General features: G+C 72.3%; 15 protein-coding genes and 1 tRNA gene. 13 read left to right on the top strand and 3 right to left on the bottom strand.

Annotated features, from left to right (window positions below; translation table 11 throughout):
- Positions 1–10 precede the first annotated feature (10 nt).
- From HD595_RS20030 to HD595_RS19995, 8 genes are all read left to right on the top strand, one after another.
- The gene (locus HD595_RS20030; RefSeq protein ID WP_253771202.1) at positions 11–898 is read left to right on the top strand and encodes an SseB family protein; all 888 of its coding nucleotides are present in this window, start codon (positions 11–13) and stop codon (positions 896–898) included.
- On the top strand, positions 895–1,299 hold the full coding sequence (locus tag HD595_RS20025; protein WP_253771201.1) for a hypothetical protein: 405 nt from the start codon (positions 895–897) through the stop codon (positions 1,297–1,299). Before HD595_RS20030 ends, HD595_RS20025 begins: the two co-directional genes overlap by 4 nt.
- 162 nt (positions 1,300–1,461) lie before the next feature.
- Positions 1,462–1,803 carry a YbaB/EbfC family nucleoid-associated protein gene (locus HD595_RS20020; protein WP_253771200.1) on the top strand — a complete coding sequence of 114 codons (342 nt, stop codon included), beginning with the start codon at positions 1,462–1,464 and terminating at the stop codon, positions 1,801–1,803.
- Positions 1,804–1,817: 14 nt separating this feature from the next.
- Positions 1,818–2,141 carry a hypothetical protein gene (locus tag HD595_RS20015; protein WP_253771199.1) on the top strand — a complete coding sequence of 108 codons (324 nt, stop codon included), beginning with the start codon at positions 1,818–1,820 and terminating at the stop codon, positions 2,139–2,141.
- A gap of 10 nt (positions 2,142–2,151) precedes the next feature.
- Complete coding sequence (locus HD595_RS20010) at positions 2,152–12,816, top strand: WXG100-like domain-containing protein (RefSeq protein ID WP_253771198.1); 10,665 nt, start codon at positions 2,152–2,154, stop codon at positions 12,814–12,816.
- A gap of 56 nt (positions 12,817–12,872) precedes the next feature.
- Complete coding sequence (locus HD595_RS20005; RefSeq protein WP_253771197.1) at positions 12,873–13,397, top strand: hypothetical protein; 525 nt, start codon at positions 12,873–12,875, stop codon at positions 13,395–13,397.
- On the top strand, positions 13,390–13,944 hold the full coding sequence (locus HD595_RS20000) for a hypothetical protein (RefSeq protein ID WP_253771196.1): 555 nt from the start codon (positions 13,390–13,392) through the stop codon (positions 13,942–13,944). Before HD595_RS20005 ends, HD595_RS20000 begins: the two co-directional genes overlap by 8 nt.
- Before the next feature lie 111 nt (positions 13,945–14,055).
- Positions 14,056–14,131: transfer RNA gene (locus HD595_RS19995), tRNA-Lys, on the top strand.
- A gap of 166 nt (positions 14,132–14,297) precedes the next feature.
- Here the strand turns inward: HD595_RS19995 and HD595_RS19990 are convergent.
- Positions 14,298–14,666, bottom strand: coding sequence for a winged helix-turn-helix transcriptional regulator (locus HD595_RS19990; protein WP_253771194.1), 369 nt, complete (start codon positions 14,664–14,666; stop codon positions 14,298–14,300).
- A 122-nt stretch (positions 14,667–14,788) separates the two neighbouring features.
- Between HD595_RS19990 and HD595_RS19985 the strand changes: the two genes are divergently transcribed.
- From HD595_RS19985 to HD595_RS19975, 3 genes are read left to right on the top strand one after another with little or no spacing between them, the layout of a single operon-like run.
- Positions 14,789–15,217, top strand: coding sequence for an ester cyclase (locus HD595_RS19985; protein WP_253771192.1), 429 nt, complete (start codon positions 14,789–14,791; stop codon positions 15,215–15,217).
- A gap of 23 nt (positions 15,218–15,240) precedes the next feature.
- Positions 15,241–15,645 carry a TIGR03618 family F420-dependent PPOX class oxidoreductase gene (locus HD595_RS19980; RefSeq protein ID WP_308211190.1) on the top strand — a complete coding sequence of 135 codons (405 nt, stop codon included), beginning with the start codon at positions 15,241–15,243 and terminating at the stop codon, positions 15,643–15,645.
- 51 nt (positions 15,646–15,696) lie between these two features.
- On the top strand, positions 15,697–16,062 hold the full coding sequence (locus tag HD595_RS19975) for an antibiotic biosynthesis monooxygenase family protein (protein WP_253771190.1): 366 nt from the start codon (positions 15,697–15,699) through the stop codon (positions 16,060–16,062).
- A 70-nt stretch (positions 16,063–16,132) separates the two neighbouring features.
- On the opposite strand, the gene HD595_RS19970 is transcribed toward HD595_RS19975, so the two are convergent.
- Together HD595_RS19970 and sigJ are read right to left on the bottom strand one after the other, a co-directional pair.
- On the bottom strand, positions 16,133–17,059 hold the full coding sequence (locus tag HD595_RS19970; protein WP_253771189.1) for a cysteine peptidase family C39 domain-containing protein: 927 nt from the start codon (positions 17,057–17,059) through the stop codon (positions 16,133–16,135).
- 49 nt (positions 17,060–17,108) lie between these two features.
- Positions 17,109–17,996, bottom strand: a complete 888-nt coding sequence (gene sigJ, locus HD595_RS19965) for an RNA polymerase sigma factor SigJ (protein ID WP_253771187.1) — start codon at positions 17,994–17,996, stop codon at positions 17,109–17,111.
- Between the two features lie 143 nt (positions 17,997–18,139).
- Here sigJ and HD595_RS19960 point away from each other — a divergent pair, with 143 nt between their 5' ends.
- On the top strand, positions 18,140–19,288 hold the full coding sequence (locus HD595_RS19960; protein WP_253771185.1) for a serine hydrolase domain-containing protein: 1,149 nt from the start codon (positions 18,140–18,142) through the stop codon (positions 19,286–19,288).
- Between the two features lie 9 nt (positions 19,289–19,297).
- Positions 19,298–20,731 (top strand): MFS transporter, encoded by a 1,434-nt coding sequence (locus HD595_RS19955; protein WP_253771183.1) that lies wholly within the window; start codon positions 19,298–19,300, stop codon positions 20,729–20,731.
- Positions 20,732–20,785: the final 54 nt, after the last annotated feature.

Genomic DNA, 20,785 nt, shown 5'->3' with positions numbered 1-20,785 from the left:
GACTGGGCGCATGAGGAGTGATCTTCACCCGGCCACGCCTTTCGAGGAGCGGCTGCTGGCCGCCCGTGAGGACGGCCAGGAAGCCCTGTGCCTGAGCCTGCTCCGCGACGCCGACCTGGCACTGCCGATCACGGCCGCCGCGGCGGACGGGACCGCGACCGCCGCCTGGGCGACGGCCGCGGACTCCGAGCGGACCTGGCTGCTGGCCTACACCTCCGTCGAGGCCATGCGCCTGGCCACCGGCGGCGTCGCGACGCACTGCCGGATCTCCTCGCTGCCCGAACTGGCGGCCGGCTGGCCCGACCCGCGCTGGGGCCTCGCGGTCAACCCGGGCCTGCCGACCGCCTTCCTGCTGGAGCCGGGCACCGTGGCCAGGCTCGCGGTCCCGACGCTGACGCAGGACCTGCTGCTCGACCCCGGGGCGGGCGTGCCGGTGGTGCAGAAGCTGCTGTCCCCCGCCGACGCCCACGACCTGCTGACCGGCGGTGAGCCTCGGGTGTCCGGCTACTGCCACCACGCGCTGGACGTCTCCCACATCGCCACGCCCGCCCTCCTCGCCGAGGCGTTGGGCCAGCCCGGCATGGTGACCGAGGACGGATCCCTGATCATCCTGCGCTGGCGGCCCGTCGGCCTCAACCTCTACCGCACCCCCTACGGGGGGATCGACGACGAGAGCATGAGCGCGGTGGCCGGCTGGGTGGTCGAGGAGCCGCCGTTCATCGGGATGGGCCTGGTGCCCAGCCCTGATCACCTCATCCGCGAGTACAAGGTGTACGGCGTGGGCCTGCCCCACGGCGCGGAGATCTGGGAGCTCACGCTGGAGGGGACCGAGCGACGGCGCGCGATGTACCACGGCGACCTGCGGCGGTGGCTGCTGGTGGGGAGGCGGACAGCGTGAGCCTGCACTTCTACCGGGCCCGCTGGCGGGGCGCGGTGTATGTGGCCGCACCCGAGCCGCACTCCCTCGAACTGTGGATACGGCTGCGCAGCTCCGAACCCGTGGCGGGTTTCGAGCAGGTCGAGCCGGGATGTCACGTGCGCACGGTCCCCGCGGCGGAATGCGACGGCCTGGAATTCGTCTCGACGGTGTGCCGGTGGCGCGGCGAGCGTTTCGACGTGCACGACGAACGGGACGGGCTGCTGCTGCTCGAATACCTGGGCGGGTCCGCCCTCACCGCGCGGGCATTGGGGCTGGAACGGGTCGAGCGGGGCGTCTACCGCCTGTGGGTTCCCGCAGCGGAGGTCACCGACCTACACGAGCAGCCCGTACCCCTTGAAATCGGGCAACATCACGATTGACAGGAAACTCTTGTCTATTGATGTTCATGTGACGGAAACTTGGGGGAAATACGACAGTGCCGTAAGAGACACACGCGGGCTTGTGCGTCTGGGGGTGTCATGGATTCGCTCGACCGACCCGACATAGCGGGAATGAGGGCGTACGCCGAAGAACTGCAAGGCATGTTCCAACGCATCCAGGACGCCGGCGCGGAGTTGCACGCCAAGGCCAGGGCGATCCAGGTGACCGAGACCTCGCGCGACGGCCTGGTCTCGGTGACGGTGGGTGCTCGCGGCGACCTCGTCCGGCTGGACCTCGACCCCCGCATCTACCGGCGGCCCGACGCGCGGCACCTGGCCGACACGATCGCGGAGACCGCCAGGCGGGCGACGGTCAGAGCCCAGGAGCGCATCGTCGAGATCTTCGAGCCGGTGATCCCCGCCGAGGAGATCCAGGCGCACCTCGACGGTGACCTCGAAGCCGTCATGGCGCGCTTCACCGAGCAGATGGGAGGCACCCGCTGAACCCCCGGGATGGCGTGGACGTCGCCAAGCAGGTCGTGGAGCTGGGCCTCTCCCAGTGGACCACGATGGCCGAGGACTGGGAACGCGAAGCGCCGCAGCTCATGGCGGCCGTCAGCGAAGCGCTGGCCGCCGCGCCGTGGGGCGACGGGATCGAGGGCCTGCAGTTCAAGGCCGCGCATTTCAACGGCGACGGCCCGAACCAGATGCTCACCCAATGCGTCGACCTGACCACGCAGATCACCGACGCCGGCGAGAGGCTGCGCACGACCGTGGACAACACCCTGTACGCGAACGCGGCCACCTACGAGGACGTCACCACCGGGCTGAAGGAGATCTGAGGCCCACGACGTGAGCCACAACGGCGCCTCCGGCCCCGTCAGCTACAGCGGCTCGGGGCCCGGCGAACGGTCGACCGTGCGCATCGACCGGGACGTCATGCCGGCCTGGGAGACCAACGCGCTGCCGCCCTGGGTCGTCAACTGGCTGATCCCCATGCTGTCCGCCGGCCAGAAATGGCCGGAGGCCAGCGAGAGCGGGCTGTCGAAGCTGTGCCAGGCGTACGAGGGCCTGGGCGAGGGGGTCACCGGCTGCACGCCGCGGGCCGGCACCGCCGCGCGCACCATCGTGACCGGCTGGAAGGCGCCGGCCACCGCCAACTTCGTCGCCAGGGCCAGGTTCCTGTACGGCCACCAGGGCGGTATGGCCGGGGTCGCCAGGAACGCGCATGCCTACGCGCAGCAGGCGAGCAACTTCGCCGTCGAGACCCAGTACTCGAAGCTGTCCATCAACGTGGCGTTCTGGGTCACGGTCGTCGCCATCGCCATCGCCATCATCGTCAACTTCTTCACCGCGGGATCCTCCACCGCGCTCATCGGCCCGGCCGCGGCCGGCGCCCGCGCGGTCATCAGCCGGATCCTCGTCAGGCTCGCGGTCGCCGCCTCCAGGCCGATCACCGCGACGCAGCTCTCGCGGGTGAGCACGCTCAGCGGCGCCACCGGTCCCGGCCTGATCAGCCGGCTGCTGGGCACCACGATCGGCCACGAACTCGTCGAGGAGATCGGCGAGGAGTTCTTCATCGACGCGGTCGCCCAGTACCAGCAGATCAAGATGGGGACCAGGAAGGAATGGGACTTCGACCGGTCCCTGGCCGCGATCATCGGGGCGGGCGGCGGCGCGATCGCGGGCATGGGGGTCGCCGGGCCCGTCTCCCGCGTCACCGGCCGCGTGCCGGGGTTCGCGGGCCGGGCGCTCACCACCGGCGTGACCAACACGATCGCCTCCCCGGTCGGCAGCTACGTCGCCAACGGCCTGATCTACGGCCAGTGGGAGAACCCGTTCACCTACGACAGCATCATGGGCGGCTTCTTCGGCGGCGCCGGGCGCACCGGATCCATCAGCCCGTTCAATCCCTCGGTGGCCTCGGCGCTGATCCACCCGCTGACCACGCTGGCCTCCGCCTACGACCTCGCGGCGCGGGCCGACGCCGCCCACGCGGCCGGCGGCCCCCCGGGGGGAAGCCCGGATGGAGGTCCGGCGGGCGGCGGGCCCGGCACCGGTGGAGGCCCCGACGGCGGTCACCAGGGCGGTGTCGTGCGCGTGCCCGAGCCCGCGATGGCCGGTGCTCCGAGGGCGGCCGGCGCCACCCCTCACTCCCCCGCGACGGCGGGTGCGGGCCCGTCGGCCGCCGGCCAGAGCGACGGCGCCGGGCGCGGAGCCGCCGCCCCGGAACTGGGCGGGTCAGGCGCCAGGCGCGGCTCCGGCTCCCAGGCGCACCAGGCCCAGCCGGACGCGCAGGGCCGGCCGGACGCGCAGGCCCAGCCGGACGCGCAGGGCCGGACCGGCGCCGCGCCTGATGCGGCCGACGGCGCGCACCGCCCTGCCGGGCGCGGCCCCGGCGCGCAGGCGCAGGGCCAGACGGGGACGGCACCGCACACGGCGCAGCAGCCCTCGCCCGGCGGGCCCGACTCCGGGGACGCGCAGGGCCGGCGCGCCGCCGACGGGCAGGCGCAAGGAAGGGGTGACGCCGCCCCGCAACCGGATCACCCGGCCACGCAGCCGGACGCCCAACCGGATGCCCAGCCGGACGGCCGGCCCGCCCATGCCTCCGGCGAGTCGTCCCACGCCGCCCCGGCCACGACGACCGACCAGACCGCGTCCGCCCAGCCGGCCCACCACGCGGGTCAGACGGGTCCGGCCGTCCAGGGCACGGTGGACACCGCAGCCTCCGCGGGGCAGAACGCCGCGATGACCGCCCAGGCCGCCGCCGAGCGGGCCCGCACAGCTCTGATCGGCGCGCTCGCCACCGGCTTCCCCGACGCGGTGATCGGCCCGACCGGGGACCTGCTCATCACCTCGGGCTCCGACGTGCGCGTGATCCCCGCCGCCACCATGCACCGCGTACGCGCCGCTCTGAACACCCGCGCCCAGGCCGTCACCGACGTCACGGACCTGCAGGCGGAGGCGGCCGCGATGCTGCTGGTCGCCCAGGAGGGCGAGAGCACCGCCCCGGCCCCCGCGCCCGGTCAGGGAGACCCGGCGGCCACGGCGCCGGCCGGCAAGCCGGGCACGGTCACCGCGCGGCCGGTCCCCGGCACCAGGCACGTGCCCGACGGCCGCCAGGGCCCCGACCTGACCCTGGACGAGGTGCACCGCGCCTTCGCCGACGTGCGCCCACGCCACTTCCTCGGCGAGGAGGTGACCGGGTTCACGTGGCTGGAGCAGGGCAGCCTGCTCGCGGTCCACACGAAGTCGAACGGCACCCTCTACTTCCGCCCCGCCATCGGGTGGACGGACGTCCTGAGCGCCCTGACCAGCCACCGCACCCGCCACGGGCTGAGCCGGGAGGAGGTCGCGCGCCGGGCGGGCCTGTCACCCGGCGACTACGCCCGCATCGAGGAGGGCCGAGGGCGGCGTCCGTCCGCGCAGACGCTCACCACCCTGGCCCAGGCCCTGGCCCTGACGGGCAACGAGACGAACGCCCTGCTCCGGCTCGCCGACGAGGGCGGCATGAGCCCGAAGCTGATGGGCGAGACCAAGATCCGGACGGGCACCAGGAGCGACCCGCACCTGGTCCACTTCGGCCCGCGCATCGGCGAGGGCCAGGTCTCCCGGGTGTGGCTGCACGAGATCACCGACACCCTCCAGGAGGTGCTGGCCTCCGAGGAGGGCGGACGGCAGCGCATGCTGCCGCACCGGCACGCCGGCGAGAACACCCGCGACATGTGCGCGAACGCGCAGCTCAACGAACTCGCGCTGCTGGCCGAGAAGTGGCACGGCGCCTCGACGCCGGCCGAGCAGCGCCGGCTCGCCGTGGACTTCGACGGCGTGTCCCGCCAGCTGATCGAGCGCGGCCAGAACCCGCCGCCACCGCCCTGGGCGCCCAGCCCGGGCACGCGGACCCAGCAGGCTCCGTCCTTACCCCCCAAGGACTCGCCGGCCCACCACATCCAGGGCGTCGTCGACGCGCTCCTGAAGGCCGAGGACGCGCTCAGGCGGCAGATCCAGGCCAAGACCCGCAAGGCCGAGGAGGCGAAGGAGCAGGCCCGCAAGGCCACGCGTGAGGCCCGTAAGGCTGCCAAGCAGCACGACCAGGGGCGTTTCACGCGAGCACGCAAGGAGCGGCAGAAGAACCGGGCGTTGCGCGCCGCCCGGGCCCGCAACCTCAGGAGCGCCGCGGCCTACCGTGCCGCGCTGGCCGAGGCCACGCAGGCCCGCCAGACGTACGAGCAGCTCGTCATAGCCATGAAGCAGTCGGGCACGGCCACCCGGCCCGGCGAGGTGGGCATGCGTCACATCGCCCAGAACCTGGAGGCCAGGGCCCGGCGGCAGCACCAGGGCTACCTGGACGCGCTGGCGGTGGCGCTGCCGCAGGAGATCGGCCTGTCCGCGGCCCTGCCGACGGGCCGGCTGCCCCATCTGACCAGGCTCACCGCCACCGTCAACGAGATGCTGGCGGACAACAAGTCCGATTACCGATTCACGGCGCTGGAGCTGGAGCAGGCGCTGAGGGCCGACTTCCACAAGGCCGTCTCCCCCGACGGCGTGGTGCTGCGGGTGGGCCGCGGCTCGTCGGCGGCGCAGGTGCGGGTCAAGCTCACCCTGTCCGACCTGGTCGAGGTGATCGATCCGGCCATCAAGGGGTCGGAGATGATGGTCGGCCTGTTCTTCCAGTCGAGCCGCACGGCCACGGTCACCGAGGCGGACAGCACCAACATGTCCGGGGGCTTCAACACCGCCGCCCTGGCGCCGTTGCTGGCCGAGGGCCAGACGGCCAGGCACCTGGTCGAGATGCTGGGGGTCAGCGTCGGGGCGAGCGTCGGGCGCAACTGGTCGGTCACCGGCGGGGCCGCGGCGTTCGCGCAGGGCGGCTACGTCGCCGACGACAGAAGCGAGCCGCTGCTGTTCGACGCCGACGCGAGCTGGCGCGTCGAGGTGCGCACCAGGAAGTCCGACGGCTGGTCCGACAGCGTCACGGTCGACACCGGCGCCCCGGGCGACGCCACCGCGCAGCGGCTCTGGCTCTCGCAGTCCTACGCCGACCACCCCCCGCGCAAGCTGGCCCGCATCGACGAGGCCAAGCGCGACCCGAAGTTTCCCCGGCACGTGCTGGCGCACATGACCGGGCTGGAGGGCGGCCTCGACGCCGTCGCGGCGGCGCTCGGCGGCGACTACACCCGGGTGGGCGCCGTCACGCACGACGAGCTCCGCACGTTCGTCACCGAAGAGCTGCCCCTGCAGCTGCGTGAGGCGGTCAACAACGGCTACGAGCGCGTCTTCACCCGCGACGGCCAGCCCCACGCGAAGGTCCGCGCCGAAAGCCGGGTCGTCCTGGTGCGGTGCGAGCCGCTGGGCGGGGCTAACGCCGAGGAGTGGGAGGAGGAGGTGGTCACCGACTTCGTCGCGCTGCCGAGCGGGGCCTCCGCGGGCAGGTCGCTGGAGGGCAACGCCTCCGTCGGCTACAAGACCCCCTGGCTGCAGGAGTTCGACGGCCCCGGCGATTACGAACCCGCCATCGGGCCCAGGGCCAGGGGGTCCAGGTCGGTGTCGCAGTCGTACTCCTCGACCGCGAACAAGCAGGCGATCCACCCCAGCGTGCACAGGAAGACCAGCCCCAAGCAGAGCTACAAGCTCGTCGTGGAGACCACGTTCACGGTGGAGGTGTTCGGCAAGCCTCCGGTCAAGCTGCGGCCGATGCGGAGCACGGCGGTGGTCAGCATGCGGGAGTCGGCCGCCTACCGCTACGGGCTGCCCGTCGACAGCGCGGCGCTGGTGTACAAGGACGGCCGGCCGTTGCTCGACGCGGACGGCAACCAGGTGCTGCGCGGCGATCCGCGGCCCGGTCCGCCCCCGGGCCGCAAGGCCGCGCTGCCCGTCTGGCTCGGCGACGGCCCCGGGCAGATGCGCGGCGCGGGCCCCGCCCTCGTCGGGGACGTCACAGGTGTGGACGAGTTCCGCGAGAAGGTGCTGAAGGAGCTCGCGAAGCGCGGCATCGTCCCGAGGATGGTCGACGGCAGGGCTCAGTACGCGTCCAACCCGCTCGAACGCGCCAGCCAGATCCTCAACGAGCAGGAGGTCATGGAGCAGCTGACGGAGCACCGGATCCGGGCCGCCTACGACACCCTGGCGCAGGGGGGCATCACCCTCGACCTGACGCTGCACGGCCCGCACGGCCCGCAGGAGTACACGCTGCGCCTGTCCCTGAAGCAGAAGTTCAACGAGGTCGGCCCCTTCAAGCACACCGACTCCCAGACGGTGGTCAACCTCGACATCGGCTCCGACACCTCGGCCCGGGCCGTGAGCCGTTCGCGGACGTACTCGGGCGGCGTCTCCGTCAGCGAGGGCGACGGACCCGACAAGGGCCACGACGGCCTGGCGCACGAGGTGGGCGTCAACGGCGGCGGCAACCGCACCCGTACGCACGGCTCCAGCGACGGCACCACGGACAACGTCGTGAAGCTGGACGAGAGCGGCGATCTGGTCGCGATCACCACTCTCGGGCACGACCTGATCGCGGACCTGGAGCACAAGGGCGGGTCGACGAACCTGGCCACCGAGAGCGGCCGGGCCGAGCTGAAGTTCGCCGCCGACCTCCTGCCGGAGGAGAACGGCACCCCGCCGGCGCCCCTGGGCAAGCTGTCCAGGAGGGCGCGCAGCAAGCTGATGATCCTGCACATGGACGTGCCGGGCAGTCACGACGCCGCCCGGCAGGTGGCGCCGGGGAGCATGCGCGCCGGCTCCCGGGCCAGGCAGATCATCGCCGCGATGCTGAGCGTGCGCAACCTCGTCGCCCACACCAAGCTGTTCACCCGGGCGCTGTCCGTCGTCCTCGGCGTGGGCTCCGAAGGCCGTCCCTCCCGCTCCACGCTGTCGGTGGAGGGCGAGCTCGGCGAGGCGGAGGTGATCGGCGCCGTCGACCACGTCAACGGCGACATCCTCCTCGGGCTCGGCAGCGCCGGCGTGTCCTGGGGCGGATCGTCGGGATTGTCCGTCGGCTCCTCGGTGAGCGCCTCCGACCTCGACGACGGAGGCACGTCGAGCGACGGAGGCACGGTGACGCTGCCCTCCCGGTCGGCAGGCACCGCCGACTCCACCTCGATCCTCGACATCTGGGGCAACGAAGAGCTCACGATCAAGTACGGCCGCCAGTACATCGTCCGCGCGTCGACGACGCTCACCTTCACCGGCACGGAGAGCGGGGCGCACCCGCTGCCGTCCGGGCGGCGGATACCCCAGGGCCACACCCGGACGGCCACGGCGCAGGGCACCGTGCTCGGCATGATCTCCGAGTACGAGGCGCTGCAGATGTACATCGACGGCGAGCTCAAGCTGCCGGCAGCCCTCGTCGCCGACGCCGTCGAGCGCTTCCTCAACCGCAGTCTCGACCTCGACCCCAGCGTCGCCGTCCCCCTGGTCCAGCGCTACGTCAAGGACGTGGCCAGGGCGCGCAAGGCCGGCGCGGACGTCGGCTACGCGGCGCGGCACACCCCGCAGGCCCTGCTCGCCCGGGTCAAGGAGGTGATGGGCATCACGCCCGACCCGGCTGCGGCTCAGGAGGGCCGGCGCCGGGGCAACCCGGCGAAGGAGCTCAAGCGGACTCTCAGCGCCGCGGCGGATCTCCTCGAACGCTCGCGGGACGTCGTGCTGGCCCCCTCGCACGACCGCGCGGTGGGCACCAGCACGGTGGAGTCGCTGGACCTGACCGAGAAGCGCGGCTGGCACTGGAGCCGCACGCACGGCAAGCGCGGCAGACCGGTGTCGATGCTGGACGCGGTGACCCGGGCCGTGAGCGCCACCATCCCCGGGGCGGTGGAGAGCAGCCCGACCCTGAGCGAGGAGCTGGCCGTCAACTTCTCCGACGACGCGGCCCGGATCCACGTCCTCGACATGTGGTCGCCCCAGGGGTACGAGAAGAGCTACCACGTGCAGGGCACCCTGCCGGGTTCGAAGATCGAGGAGGTGACGGTCAGGGCACGGCTGGTGCCGGCCGACTCCAAGAACCCCCGCCGCGCGAGGTTCCTCTCCCACACGAACGAGGCCGGGATCATCATCCAGCGCTACCGTTTCACCGATCGCTCGCACTCGCGGTCGTACAACCGCTCCTACTCGGGCGGGCTGGACTACAGCACCTCGGACGCGAGCGGCGGCAACGGCGGCGGCGTGTCCACGCACCGGGGCGGCTCGTACAACGGCTCGATCAACCGGCAGAGCACCCGGCTCAACCGGATCGGCCTGTTCAACGGCCTCGACCGGGTCCAGCAGGACATGATGCTGGTCATCGAGGTCGAGCGCCGGCCGGTGCGGGGCCGGGTGTCGAGCAGCGTCCACCGGGTGGCCGGCAAGCTCCGGCGCAGGGTCCGTCCCTCGCGACGGGTCGTCTATCGGGCCTCCCTGACCAGGCTCATCCCGACCGGCATGATCCGGCCAGCGTCGCAGGATCCCGGGCCGATGCCGACCGTGTCCGATCCGCGTCGGGTCGAGCTGCTGCCCGGCCAGTTCCCGTCGTCGATCTGGGGGGACCCGAACCGGCCCAGCCTGTACGAGGTCATCACGGCGCAGCTCACGAAGATGGTGGGCCCCAATGCGGTCGAGGAGATCCGTCCGGAGCTGGTCCGGCGGCTGCTCCCGTCCTCGCTGCTGACCGCGTTCGAGCGGATGGTCGAGCCCGACGGCGAGGTGCTCGTGCGGACGGCCAGGCAGAAGTTCAGGAGCCAGGGCACCGAGGTGAACGTCAAGGCCCGCCTGTCGGACCTCACCATCGTCTCCGGGCCGTTCGAGGCGGAGATCGGAGAGGTCGACCGGCTGGCCGACGCCCAGAACGCGACCGTGTCGCGCAACTACGTGGTCCCCATCGGCATGGGCGGCAACGTCAAGGACAGCGAGACGGGTCTCGACGGCGGCGGGAAGGTCGGCGAGCAGACCTCCGAGAGCGTGAGCGACCACCACGGGGGACGGCGCGAGCGCAGCATGTTCCGGAAGGGCCTCGCGTACACCGTCCGTCTCAGGGTCGACTACGACCTGACCTTCCAGAACGTGGCCCGGCCGCGGAGCAGCGACGATCATCCCGTCGGCAGGCCCGTCCACCTGCCGGGGGCCACCAGCGGCGTGGTCGACGTGGTCCTCTTCGCGGACGAGCTGGCCGAGCTGCAGGCGAGGATGGAGGCGAACGTCCGGGTCGCGCCGCCGGTCGCCGGGCAGCCGACCTTCATGTTCCTCCCCGCGCGCGGCCGGGAGGGGCTGATCGAGGCCCTGCGGGACGCGCGGCTGGCCGCCCGCGAACGCGGCGCGGTGGCCGTCGTGGCGGTCAGGGACGCGTACGGCCTCCACCGCTACCACGTCCACCCGGACGGCTCCATGCGCAGCACGACCCCCGACGGCTGGTTCGCCGAGGCGTTCGCCACCCTGCCCGCGACGGTGCTGGACGCCGCCTCGGCCATCGGCCTCGACCTGCGCGACGTCTTCCTGAACACCGACGTGCCCGGCACGTTCACCAAGCAGGTCAAGGCCGCGCTGATGGCGCACGGCGTCCTGGCGGTCGACACCCAGAAGCCGCTCTGGCCGGCCGAGCGGCGGCTCGCGAGCCAGCCGGTGGGCGGGAGCGTCGGCCAGAACGTGGCGCCTCCCAGCGTGACCTCGCCCGCGATCGAGAACACCCCCTTCTCCCGGTCGGCCCGCCCCGACACCGTTCCGGACCTCACCGTGGCGGAGGTGCGCGCCCAGGCGGTCTCCGCGGCCGACCTGGGCGGGGCCGCCGCGCGCGTCACCTGGAGGTCGGGCGACACGATGACCGTCCAGGTACCCGGCGCGCCCGACCAGCACGTCCGCGTGGTGATGGCGGATCCGGGCGAGGACCTGAACGCCGCCGTGGAGCCACGCGCCGGCACGCCGGACGACCCGCACGTGATCCGGATGTGGACGCGCATCCACCCGGACGTCGTGTCCTCGGTCCTGGTCCACGAGTTGTCCCACGTCCTGCAGGAGGCGTCCGCCGTCGCCGCGGGCGCGCCGCAGGGCGTCCTGCGGTCCTCGCTCGCGCAGGAGCAGGCCGAGGGCACCGATCACTGCCTGGTCCCGCGCCTGAACGAGCACGCCCACCTGTCCGGCAAGTGGCGCGCCGCCCCCGACCGCGCCACGCGCGCCGTGCTGGCCGACGCGATCGACGCCATCGCCGCCGACATCGAACAGCGCGGCCACACCCCGCCCGCCCCGCCGTGGGGCACGGGCCCGCGCGCGCCGGCCCCCGCCGAACCCCAGAGCAGGATCGCCCGGCTGCTCGGCGGCGGGACCGCCACGGGGCTGGACACCTCACCGGCTGGGCTGTCCCAGGTGGCCCGGATCGCCGGCGTGGCCGACGTGAGCCTGGTGCCGGGCCAGGTGAGGCAGTTCACGGTGACCACGCCCGGCGGCGGGTTCACGCTGGAGCTGGTCGAGGCCGCGCGGGACGCCACCGAGGTGAGCGTCGAGACGCGTACCAGGGACCGGCTGACGCTCCGGGTGCCCGGCGAGGGCGGGGCCGGCGTGACGGCCGCGGTGGCCGAGCAGGTGGCGGGGCACGCCGCGATCCTGGCCGGACGGTCCGGCGAACGGCTGCTCGGGCCGGGCCCGGTCGTGTCCCCCCGGGCGCTCGGCGTGCCCGACGCCATGACGCTCGCCCGGCTCCGCGGCCTCGTCCACATGATCTCCGAGGGCGGCCTCCGTGGCGCCGCGGCCGCGCGGTCCGCGCTGCGCGCCGAGATGAGCCGGGCGGGACTCGCGCCGGGCCAGGACGGCGCCGCCGCCAGGCTGCTGGCGCTCGCGCGGGCGGGCGCGCTCTCCCCCGCCGACGTCGCCGCCATCCGCGGCGGTGAGACGCTGCCCGAGACGGCCGCGGCCGCGGCGATGGCGCGCGCGGCGGCGCTCATGGGGGCGCATGTCCAGGTGCTCGGCCCCGGCCTGCTGGACATCGTGATCCCCGGCCGCCCGCCCATCCCCGTCGAGGTCCAGCCGGAACGGGCCGGGGCTCCCGAGCCGGGCATGCTGACGTACCGGGTGGACGGCCGGCTCACGATCGGCGCGAACGAACGAGCCGCGGCCGCGACCGCCGCCGCGGCCGTCGCCCGGGCGCGGGGCGGCCACCCCGGCCACCACGCTGCCCTGGCCGAGCTGCACGAGGCCGTACGACAGGCGCGCACGGCCACCGCGTCCCAGCAGCGCGGCCGGCTCGGCATGCTGTACGACCTGATCACCACGACCCCGCTCCAGGTGTGGCGGCTCCTCCCCGAGCCGGTGGCCGCCGAGCTCGCCGAGCTCAGGAGCGGCAGACGTCCCCGGGACTGGGCGGCGTACCTGAACCGCGTGCGCGCGCTCTCCGACACCACCGGCTGGTTGCCGCCGGAGGAGCCGGAGAAGCTGGAGGAGCCGGACGAGCTGGAGGAGCCGGAGTGCGAATGCCCCGCGGACGAGCCGTGCCGGTGCGGCCGTCGCCCCGGCGCGGAGCCCGAGCGGACGCCGCCCGAGGAGCGCGTGATCGCGGTGTGAGGGGCACGACGGCGTTTCGGGTTCCGGCATGATGGACTGTCGAGGAGAGGACGACTATGGGATTCGCGGTGGCGCGGACGAGGGACGAGGCGCATCTCTATCTCGACCTGCACCCGTGCGCGTGCGGGTCGGCGGAGACCACCTGGGGCAGCGGGCTGGTCAGCGTCGAGGGCGAGCTGGTCAACCGCTACGCGGGCGCGTGCGAGGAGTGCGGGACCTCCCGCGAGTACCTGTTCGGGCTGCCCGAGCGGCCCGTGATGCCCACGGGCTATCCGACGTTCGGAGGCACGGAACCGTCGGAGCTGCTCGACGCGGGCGAGTGGCTGTGGGTGGCCGACCTGAGCGCCGGCAACGTGCCCGTGGACGACCAGGCCGAGGCGCGGCGGGCGCTGCGGGTCGCCACGGCGGCCGTGGAGGAGGTCGTCAAGTTCGTGCCGCCCGGGGCCGACGCGGTGCCCGACGACGCGTTCTGGTCCGAGCGCGGCCAACGCATGCGGGCCACCGAACCCGGCCGGTTCGAGCTCGACCGGCTCCTGGTCGTCCGCGACACCTACCAGGAACTGGCGGCCGGCCATGCCTGAGCGCGGCCTGGCCCGTTCCCTGGTGGAGGCGTACCTCCACCTGGACCTGCTGAACCACGACGGCGAGCCCGGGGCATCGCGGCAGGCGACGCTCACCCGCGAGCCGGACGGGATCGTCGTCACCCTCGGCGCCACGGAGATCCTCGTCCCCTACGAGGCCGAGGCCGGCGCCCGGGAGGAAGGAGCGCTCTTCGGCTCCGGCATGTCCGAGCTGATCGACCCCGGGCAGTGGGCCCTGGTCGCCACGACGTACGCGAGCCGGGCGCTGGAAGGCGCGCTGTTCGCCGCCGCCGACCCGTCGGACGACGACCTTTACGAGAGTGTGGCGACCGACTGGCGCTTCGCCGCCGACGCCGTCGCCGAGGCGCTGAAGTTCTTCCCGCCGGACGAGGACGAACTGCCTCCGGACGCGTTCTGGACCGAACTCGGCAGGTCGGTACGCGAGGCGGAGCCGGAGCGGCTGACCAGGCAGAAACTGGAGAGCGACCTCGCCCTCTACCGCAAGAGCCTGGACGACTTCCACCGCCTGCACGCCGACCCGTCGTGAACCGATGAAGGCGGCCCGCGCGGGACATCGGCGGGGCGCCGATCCGCTACTGTGATGAGGCGAGAACGGCGTCGCGTACCGGACGGTAGTCTCTGTACCCTTGCTGTGCATGGGGCGTTAGCTCAATTGGCAGAGCTGCGGACTTTTAATCCGTAGGTTCCGGGTTCGAGCCCCGGGCGCCCTACCACTCCTCGCCCTCCTGACCAGTGGTTTCACCCCTGTCCCGGAATCCGCGGAGTTCCTGGAGCTCTCTTGGGAGACCGAAGGGGGACCGCCGGTTCGGGGTGCTCCCCGCGGGACGAGCGCCTCTGCCTTCTCATGACGCGCCAAACGCCACACCTCGCCACGCGAGCTCACCGCCGCTCCCGCCCTTCCCTTGCCGCGAAGTCTTGGATGAGGCGCACTCCGAATGATCCGAGGCTGCTCAAGGCAGGGCGCAGGGCAGAGCCGAGTTCGGTCACCGCGTAGACGTCGATCTCGCACTCACCGCGCCGTACCGGCTCCCGGACGATCAACCCCGCGTCTTCCAGCCCTCTCAGATTCCGCGTCAGTTCCTTCGGGCTGATGCCCGCGACGCTCGCCAGAAGACCGTTGTACCGCTGGGCTCCTCCCAGCAACAGCGAGCGGAGCACGAGCATGCGCCATTTTCCGCCGATGATGTGGATCGCCAGCTCGATCGGGCAGGTCGCCGCTTCGGGAGGAGCAGCAGCGTGAACGTCCATGAAGTCATGCTAGGTGATCGCGTCTGATTTTCTCCGGAAAACGCACCCTTCGGTGCGTTGACGGTACTGAACAGGTCGTTGATAGCGTCGCACGTGAGCCGCGACGCAAGGAGAAGTCGGAAATGCTGGAGATGCAGAAGGATGTCATCCGCAGGATCGTGCGCGAGGTCTTCGAACAAGGCAACGTGGAGGTCGTCGACGAACTCCTCGCGGAGGATTTCGTCGACCACTCGCTGCAGCATGCGCGATTCTTCTCGGCGGCTTCCGACCGCGAGGGATTCAAGCAGATGGCGCTCATGGCCCGAAACGGGTTGAGTGGTCTGAAGGCGGAACTGGACCTGGTGGTGGCCGAGGGCGATCTCGTCGCGGCTCGCGTTCTCGCGACCGGCGTCCATGACGGGCCGCTCATGGGCGTGCCACCGACGGGGAAGCCGGTCGACCTGGCCGATTTCCACTATTTCCGTTTCAAGAACGGAAAGGTCAGCGAGCACTGGAATCAATTCAACGCCCTTGAGGTCATGCAGCAGCTGGGTGTCGTGCCACAGCCGTGAGCGGGAAGCGACCAGTGGAGAGGATGATGAAGGTGGGTTCCCTGCGGTTGCCGGCCTGGTCCGAGGCGTTCCTGGCCGAGGATCACGTGTGCACGCTGACCACCCTGCGTCCTGACGGGTCCCCTCATGTCGCGCCTGTGCGTTTCACCTGGGACGGAAGGGCGAGGTTGGCCCGTGTCCTGACGATCGGCGCGCGGCGCAAGGCCCGGAACCTGATCGCTGCTCCCGGGAGCCGCGCTGTGGTGTGTCAGGTGGCGGGCTTCCACTGGATCACACTCGAAGGACCCGCCAGGGTATTCGACGACCCCGCGCGGGTGGCTGAGGGAGTGCGCCGCTACACCAGGCGCTATATTGCCCCGCCGCTCTCCCAGCCCGGGCTCGTGGTCATCGAGATTCAGGTGGATCGAGTGATGAGCGTCAGCAATTGATGCCATTCCCTGCGCCGCCCATGGGTGCGTGCAGGACAGAAAGGAGAATGAATGAGCGAGAAGGTGTCGATCCCCGAAGCGCCCGTGAGTGAGCCGGTGACGATGATCAATGCTTTCACCGTGCCGCTGGAGGAGGCAGAGCGATTTCTGGAGCTGTGGACAGGCAATGCGGCCGCCATGGCCGCATTGCCGGGATTCGTCCGGACCCGTATGTACCGGTCCTTGGTCGACGACATCGAGCTGCGCTTCATCACGCACGCCGAATGGGAGAGCGGAAAAGCTCTCCAGCAGGCCCGGACCGACCCTGGATGGCGCGCCTCGATGCAACGGCTGATGGACGATCCCGGCCTTCATGTGATTCCACGGCCCGGGGTCTACCAAGTCGCCCTCGATATTCGTCCTGGCGACCGGCCGTAAAGCCTGATCGAAGCGCGATCGATCGTCAGATCATTCGTTGATGTGTTTCCTCCATGTCCTGGGACGCCTTTCAGGCGGTGATCAGGGCTGTGCGCAGCCGTTCGTACGTCGGAGCCAACCGGCGCAGGCCCGCCGCCAGCGCCGCGTCGTCGCCCCACACCAGCGGACCCTGCAGCCCCCCGACGATGCGGGCCTGCTCGGCGGCGACGGCGGCGCCCGCGTCGAGGCGGAGGGACGACAGGCAGGCCGCCAGGTCGTTGAGGCGGCGGGCGCCCACGCGCACCGCGAACGCCTGCCACAGCGTCCTGATCTCGGGGTCCAGCCCTTCCTCCACCAGTTCGGCCGTGCGCTCGGCGGCCTCGGCCAGCCCCAGCGTGCCGGGCGGGACCTCCACGTCCGTACGGCCTGCCAGCCAGGCCAGTCCGGCGGGCAGCGAACGCCGCAGCGCCTCCTCCGGGCCGACCTGCTCGCGACGGGTGAACCGGTGCCGCATCCGGAACGGCCGCTCCAGGTAGGGGATCAGCTCTCCGCGCCACGCCTCGGCGAAGGCGTCGACCGGCAGGGTGGCGTACGGGTAGCCCTGCGGGTCGTGCACGAGCACGGTGTCGCCGGCCACTTCCAGCACCACCAGGTAGTGGTCGGCGCCGACCGCTCTGCCCGACCCGGGCTGGTATGCCAGCAGACCGAGCTCAAGCGGCCCGGCCAGCACCGGGCCGTCCTGGCAGGCCCGGCGCAGCCGGTCGAGCGCCGCCGCCGCCGTCCCGCCGTCCGCGCGCTCGCACTCCCAGCCGAGCAGGCCGAGCGCGGCGTCGATCCCGATCTCGGGGTCCCAGCCGAACGCGTCGAACAGCGGCAACCGGCCGCCGATGAGCTGCATCCCGTACGGGGAGCCCGTCAGGACCTCGATCACGGCCGGAGGCGGCGCCTCGCCGCCCAGGACCATCGCGAGGGAGTTGGCGTAGCAGTACGGCCCGGAGCCGACATAGGTCACTGACATGCTCCGCACAGTGCCGTCTGACACGGTGTCAGGGTCAAGTTCATCTTCGTCACGGCTCCAGGTGGGTGAGGTCGAGCTGCGCCAGCCGGTCGGGGTCGGACAGGATGTCGATCGTGGCGATCCTCCCGTCGGAGACGGTGAAGCTCATGACCGAGATCAGCTCGTCGTCGATGGTGTTGACCAGGCCGGCAAGGCCGTTGACCAGCGCCGGGTGGGTGGTGGCGCTCGTGGCCATGCGCTGGAAGGTGGCGAGCCGTCCCGCCACGGCCGCGGCACCTCTGACGACCTGCATGCCGCCGGTGAGCGTCCCGCCGTCGGCGCGCAGCGTCACGTCGGGGTTGAGGACGGACACCAGCGCGGCGAGGTCGCCGTCGCGGGCGGCGGCGAGGAAGGCGTCCACCACCCGGCGCTGACTGCTCAGATCGGGGTCGGGGCTCGGGGTCGCGCCGCGGACCCGCAGGCGTGCCCGGCTGGCGAGCTTCTTGGCCGCCGTGGGGGTGCGGTCCACGATGGGCGCGATCTGCTCGAACGGCATCCCGAACATGTCATGGAGCACGAACGCCAGCCGTTCGGCGGGAGTCAGGGACTCCAGCACGACCAGCAGCGCCAGGCCCACCGAGTCGACCAGCAGCACTTCCCGCTCCGGGTCGGTGGCATCCGCGTGGCTGATCACCGGGTCGGGCAGGCGCTCCTCCAGCGACTCCTCGCGTCGGGACCTGCGGGCACGGAGCATGTCCAGGCACACCCGGCCGACCACGGTGGTCAGCCAGCCACCGAGATTGTCGATGTCGCGCGCGTCCGAGCGCGCCAGCCGCAGCCATGCCTCCTGGACGGCGTCCTCGGCCTCGCTCAGCGAGCCGAGCATGCGGTAGGCGACCGCCTGCAGACGCGGGCGATGCCCCTGGAACTGGTCGGCCAGGAAGTCATGGGGCGTCACGATCGCATTCCTCTCATCTCGGCCAGGTCAGAATGCTGACGCGTCGAACCAGTAAAAGGTGACCGCGAACGCACCCGGTCACCTTTCCCCCTGACCGTCCGTCATGCCGGCGACCGACACTCACTCACGAAGGGTTGCCGAGGATGAGCAGGACAGATGTCCACGGAACGGTCGCGGACGGCTTCGAGCAGGTCCGCGAAACGTTCGCCGAGGTGACCGCCGAGCAGGACGGCGAGGTGGGCGCGCAACTGACCGCCTACGCGCACGGCCGGCGGGTGGTCGACCTGTGGACCGGGGACGAGGTGAGCGGCGACACGCTGACCGGCGTGTACTCCTCCACCAAGGGCGCCGCGACGCTGGTGGTGGCGCTGCTGGTGCAGGAGGGGGTCCTCGGTCTCGACGAGCCGGTGGCCCGGCACTGGCCGGAGTTCGCCGCCGCCGGCAAGGACGGGATCACGCTGCGGGACGTGCTGACCCACCGCTCCGGCGTCATCGGCGTCGACGGCGGGCTGTCGGCCGCCGAGCTGGCCGACGACGCGGTGATCGCGCGCCGCCTGGCCGGGCAGCGGCCGTACTGGAAGCCGGGTTCGGCTTACGGCTACGGCGGGTTCGTCTCGTTCGCCATGGTGAACGAGGTGATCCGGCGGGTGACCGGCCGGTCGCTGCAGCAGGTCTACGACGAGCGCATCCGCGCCCCGTACGGGCTGGACCTCTACCTGGGGCTGCCCGAGGCCGAGGAGCACCGCTTCCGGCCGATCCGGTGGTGGACCGCCACCCCGGAGCAGGAGGCCGCGTTCTGGTCGAACGTGCCCGGCCCGCACAGCATCCTCGGCATCGGGTACGGGCTCAACAGCACGCCGCCGCTGGACCAGGTGGCCTTCGCCAACACCCGCGCCGTCCGCGCCAACGGCCAGGCGTCGGCCGGCGGGGTGGGCAGCGCCCGCGGCCTGGCCGGCCTGTACGCGGCGGCCGTCTGGGGCATCGACGGACTTCCCCCGCTGCTCAAGCCGGACACCGTCGGCGAGTTCTCCATGCTGCACTCCACCGGCGCCGACCTGGTCCGCGGCGAGCAGGGCAACTACGCGCTCGGCTTCCAGGCCAAGGGCCTGCGCTACCCGTTCCTCGCCGCGAACGCCTTCGGCCACGACGGCTCGGCGGGCTCGGAGTCCTTCGCCGACCCGCTCAGCGGCATCGCCTTCGGCTACACCCGCCGCCGCTTCGGCTTCGGCTGGTCCTACCCCGAACACGACCGGCTGGCCGCCGCCGTCCACAGCGCCGCCACCGCCTCCTGAGGAGCCCACATGACCTCGCATTCCGGAACCCGCGACACCAGCCTGGCCCTGCTGGTGATCGCGGCCGCGCAACTGCTGATGGTGATGGACGGCACCATCGTGACCGTGGGGCTGCCCGTCATCGGAGCCGGCCTGCGCATCGACGAGGCGGACCTGGACTGGGTCCTCACCGCCTACGCCCTGGCCTTCGGTGGCCTGCTGCTGGCGGGCGGCCGGGCCGGTGACCTGTTCGGCCGGCGCAGGCTGTTCCGCGCCGGACTGACGGTCTTCCTGACCGCCTCCCTGCTGGGCGGCCTGGCGGGCAACGCGAGCGTGCTGATCGCCGCCCGCGCCCTGCAGGGCCTCGGCGCCGCGATCGTCGCCCCGGCCGCGCTGTCCCTGCTCGCCGACACCTTCCCGGCCGGTCCCCGGCGCAACAGGGCGCTCGGCGTGTACGGCGCCATGGGGGGCCTTGGCTCGGTCGCCGGCCTGCTCCTGGGCGGTGCGCTCACCGAGTACCTGGGCTGGCGGTGGATCATGTTCGTCAACATCCCCATCGCGCTCCTGGTCCTGGCCGGCACGTTCGCCCTGGTGCCCGGCACCCGTGAGCGCGGCGGGCTCGACCTGCCCGGCGCGCTCACCGCGACCCTGGCCCTCGGCTCGCTCGTCTACGCGATCAACCGGGCCGGGTCCCACGGCATCGGCGACGGGCTCACCCTGGCCTTCGGCGCGGTGGCGGTGGCGCTGCTCGTCGCGTTCGTGGCCATCCAGCGCGGCGCGCGCAGCCCCATGCTGCCGTCAGGCGTGCTGGCCGACCGCGGCCGGCTGGGCGCCAACATAGTCATGCTGCTCATGGGCGCCGGCCAACTGGCCACCTTCTATTTCCTCACCCTCTACATGCAGACGATCAAGCAGTACTCCCCCATGATCACCGGGCTGGCCTACCTGCCGTTCGCCGTCGGCATCGGCATCGGCTCCGGCGTCGTCGGTCCCGCGCTGCAGGCCCGCACCTCCACCCGGACCGTCCTGGCGACCGGCATGGCGGTGGCCGCCGCGGCGATGGGCTGGTTCGGTCTCCTCACCCCGGACCAGAACCCCCTGTTCGTGCTGCTGCCCGCCCAGCTCGCCGGCGGCGTCGGCCTGGGCGTCGGCTTCGTCGGCGCCACCATCGGCGGCGTCCAGGGCGTGGCGTCCCGCGACTCCGGCATCGCCTCCGGCCTGGTCAACACCAGCCAGCAGATCGGCGGCGCACTCGGGCTGGCCGTCCTGGCCGGCATCGCCGTCGCCGCCACCGCGAGCCGACCGCCTGGCACGCCCCCGCACGACGCGCTCACCAGCGGCTACACCGCCGGCCTGCTCGGGGCGGGCGCGTTCTACCTGGCCGCCATCCTCGCCGCCGTCCTGCTCCTGCGGCCACGTCCCGTCAGCCGGAGCGCCGAGCCCCTCGGCAGCACCCCCCGGTGACGCCCGTCGCCGGTCACCTTCGACCCGCGGGGCGCGTCATAGCGGCGAAACACC

The sequence above is a fragment of the Nonomuraea roseoviolacea subsp. carminata genome (assembly GCF_024172185.1).
Lineage (GTDB): Bacteria > Actinomycetota > Actinomycetes > Streptosporangiales > Streptosporangiaceae > Nonomuraea > Nonomuraea roseoviolacea.
Note: the sequence above shows the minus strand (reverse complement) of the source record. Positions and strands in the feature narration are given on the sequence as shown.

Excerpts from the sequence above, each read along its gene's own strand:
- HD595_RS19975 (WP_253771190.1), top strand. The coding sequence starts at position 15,697 with ATGAGCGAGAAGGTGTCGATCCCCGAAGCGCCCGTGAGTGAGCCGGTG.
- HD595_RS19960 (WP_253771185.1), top strand. The coding sequence starts at position 18,140 with ATGAGCAGGACAGATGTCCACGGAACGGTCGCGGACGGCTTCGAGCAG.
- HD595_RS20000 (WP_253771196.1), top strand. The coding sequence starts at position 13,390 with ATGCCTGAGCGCGGCCTGGCCCGTTCCCTGGTGGAGGCGTACCTCCAC.
- HD595_RS20030 (WP_253771202.1), top strand. The coding sequence starts at position 11 with ATGAGGAGTGATCTTCACCCGGCCACGCCTTTCGAGGAGCGGCTGCTG.
- HD595_RS19970 (WP_253771189.1), bottom strand. The coding sequence starts at position 17,059 with ATGTCAGTGACCTATGTCGGCTCCGGGCCGTACTGCTACGCCAACTCC.
- HD595_RS19955 (WP_253771183.1), top strand. The coding sequence starts at position 19,298 with ATGACCTCGCATTCCGGAACCCGCGACACCAGCCTGGCCCTGCTGGTG.
- HD595_RS20020 (WP_253771200.1), top strand. The coding sequence starts at position 1,462 with ATGTTCCAACGCATCCAGGACGCCGGCGCGGAGTTGCACGCCAAGGCC.
- HD595_RS19985 (WP_253771192.1), top strand. The coding sequence starts at position 14,789 with ATGCTGGAGATGCAGAAGGATGTCATCCGCAGGATCGTGCGCGAGGTC.
- HD595_RS19980 (WP_308211190.1), top strand. The coding sequence starts at position 15,241 with ATGATGAAGGTGGGTTCCCTGCGGTTGCCGGCCTGGTCCGAGGCGTTC.
- HD595_RS19990 (WP_253771194.1), bottom strand. The coding sequence starts at position 14,666 with ATGGACGTTCACGCTGCTGCTCCTCCCGAAGCGGCGACCTGCCCGATC.
- HD595_RS20005 (WP_253771197.1), top strand. The coding sequence starts at position 12,873 with ATGGGATTCGCGGTGGCGCGGACGAGGGACGAGGCGCATCTCTATCTC.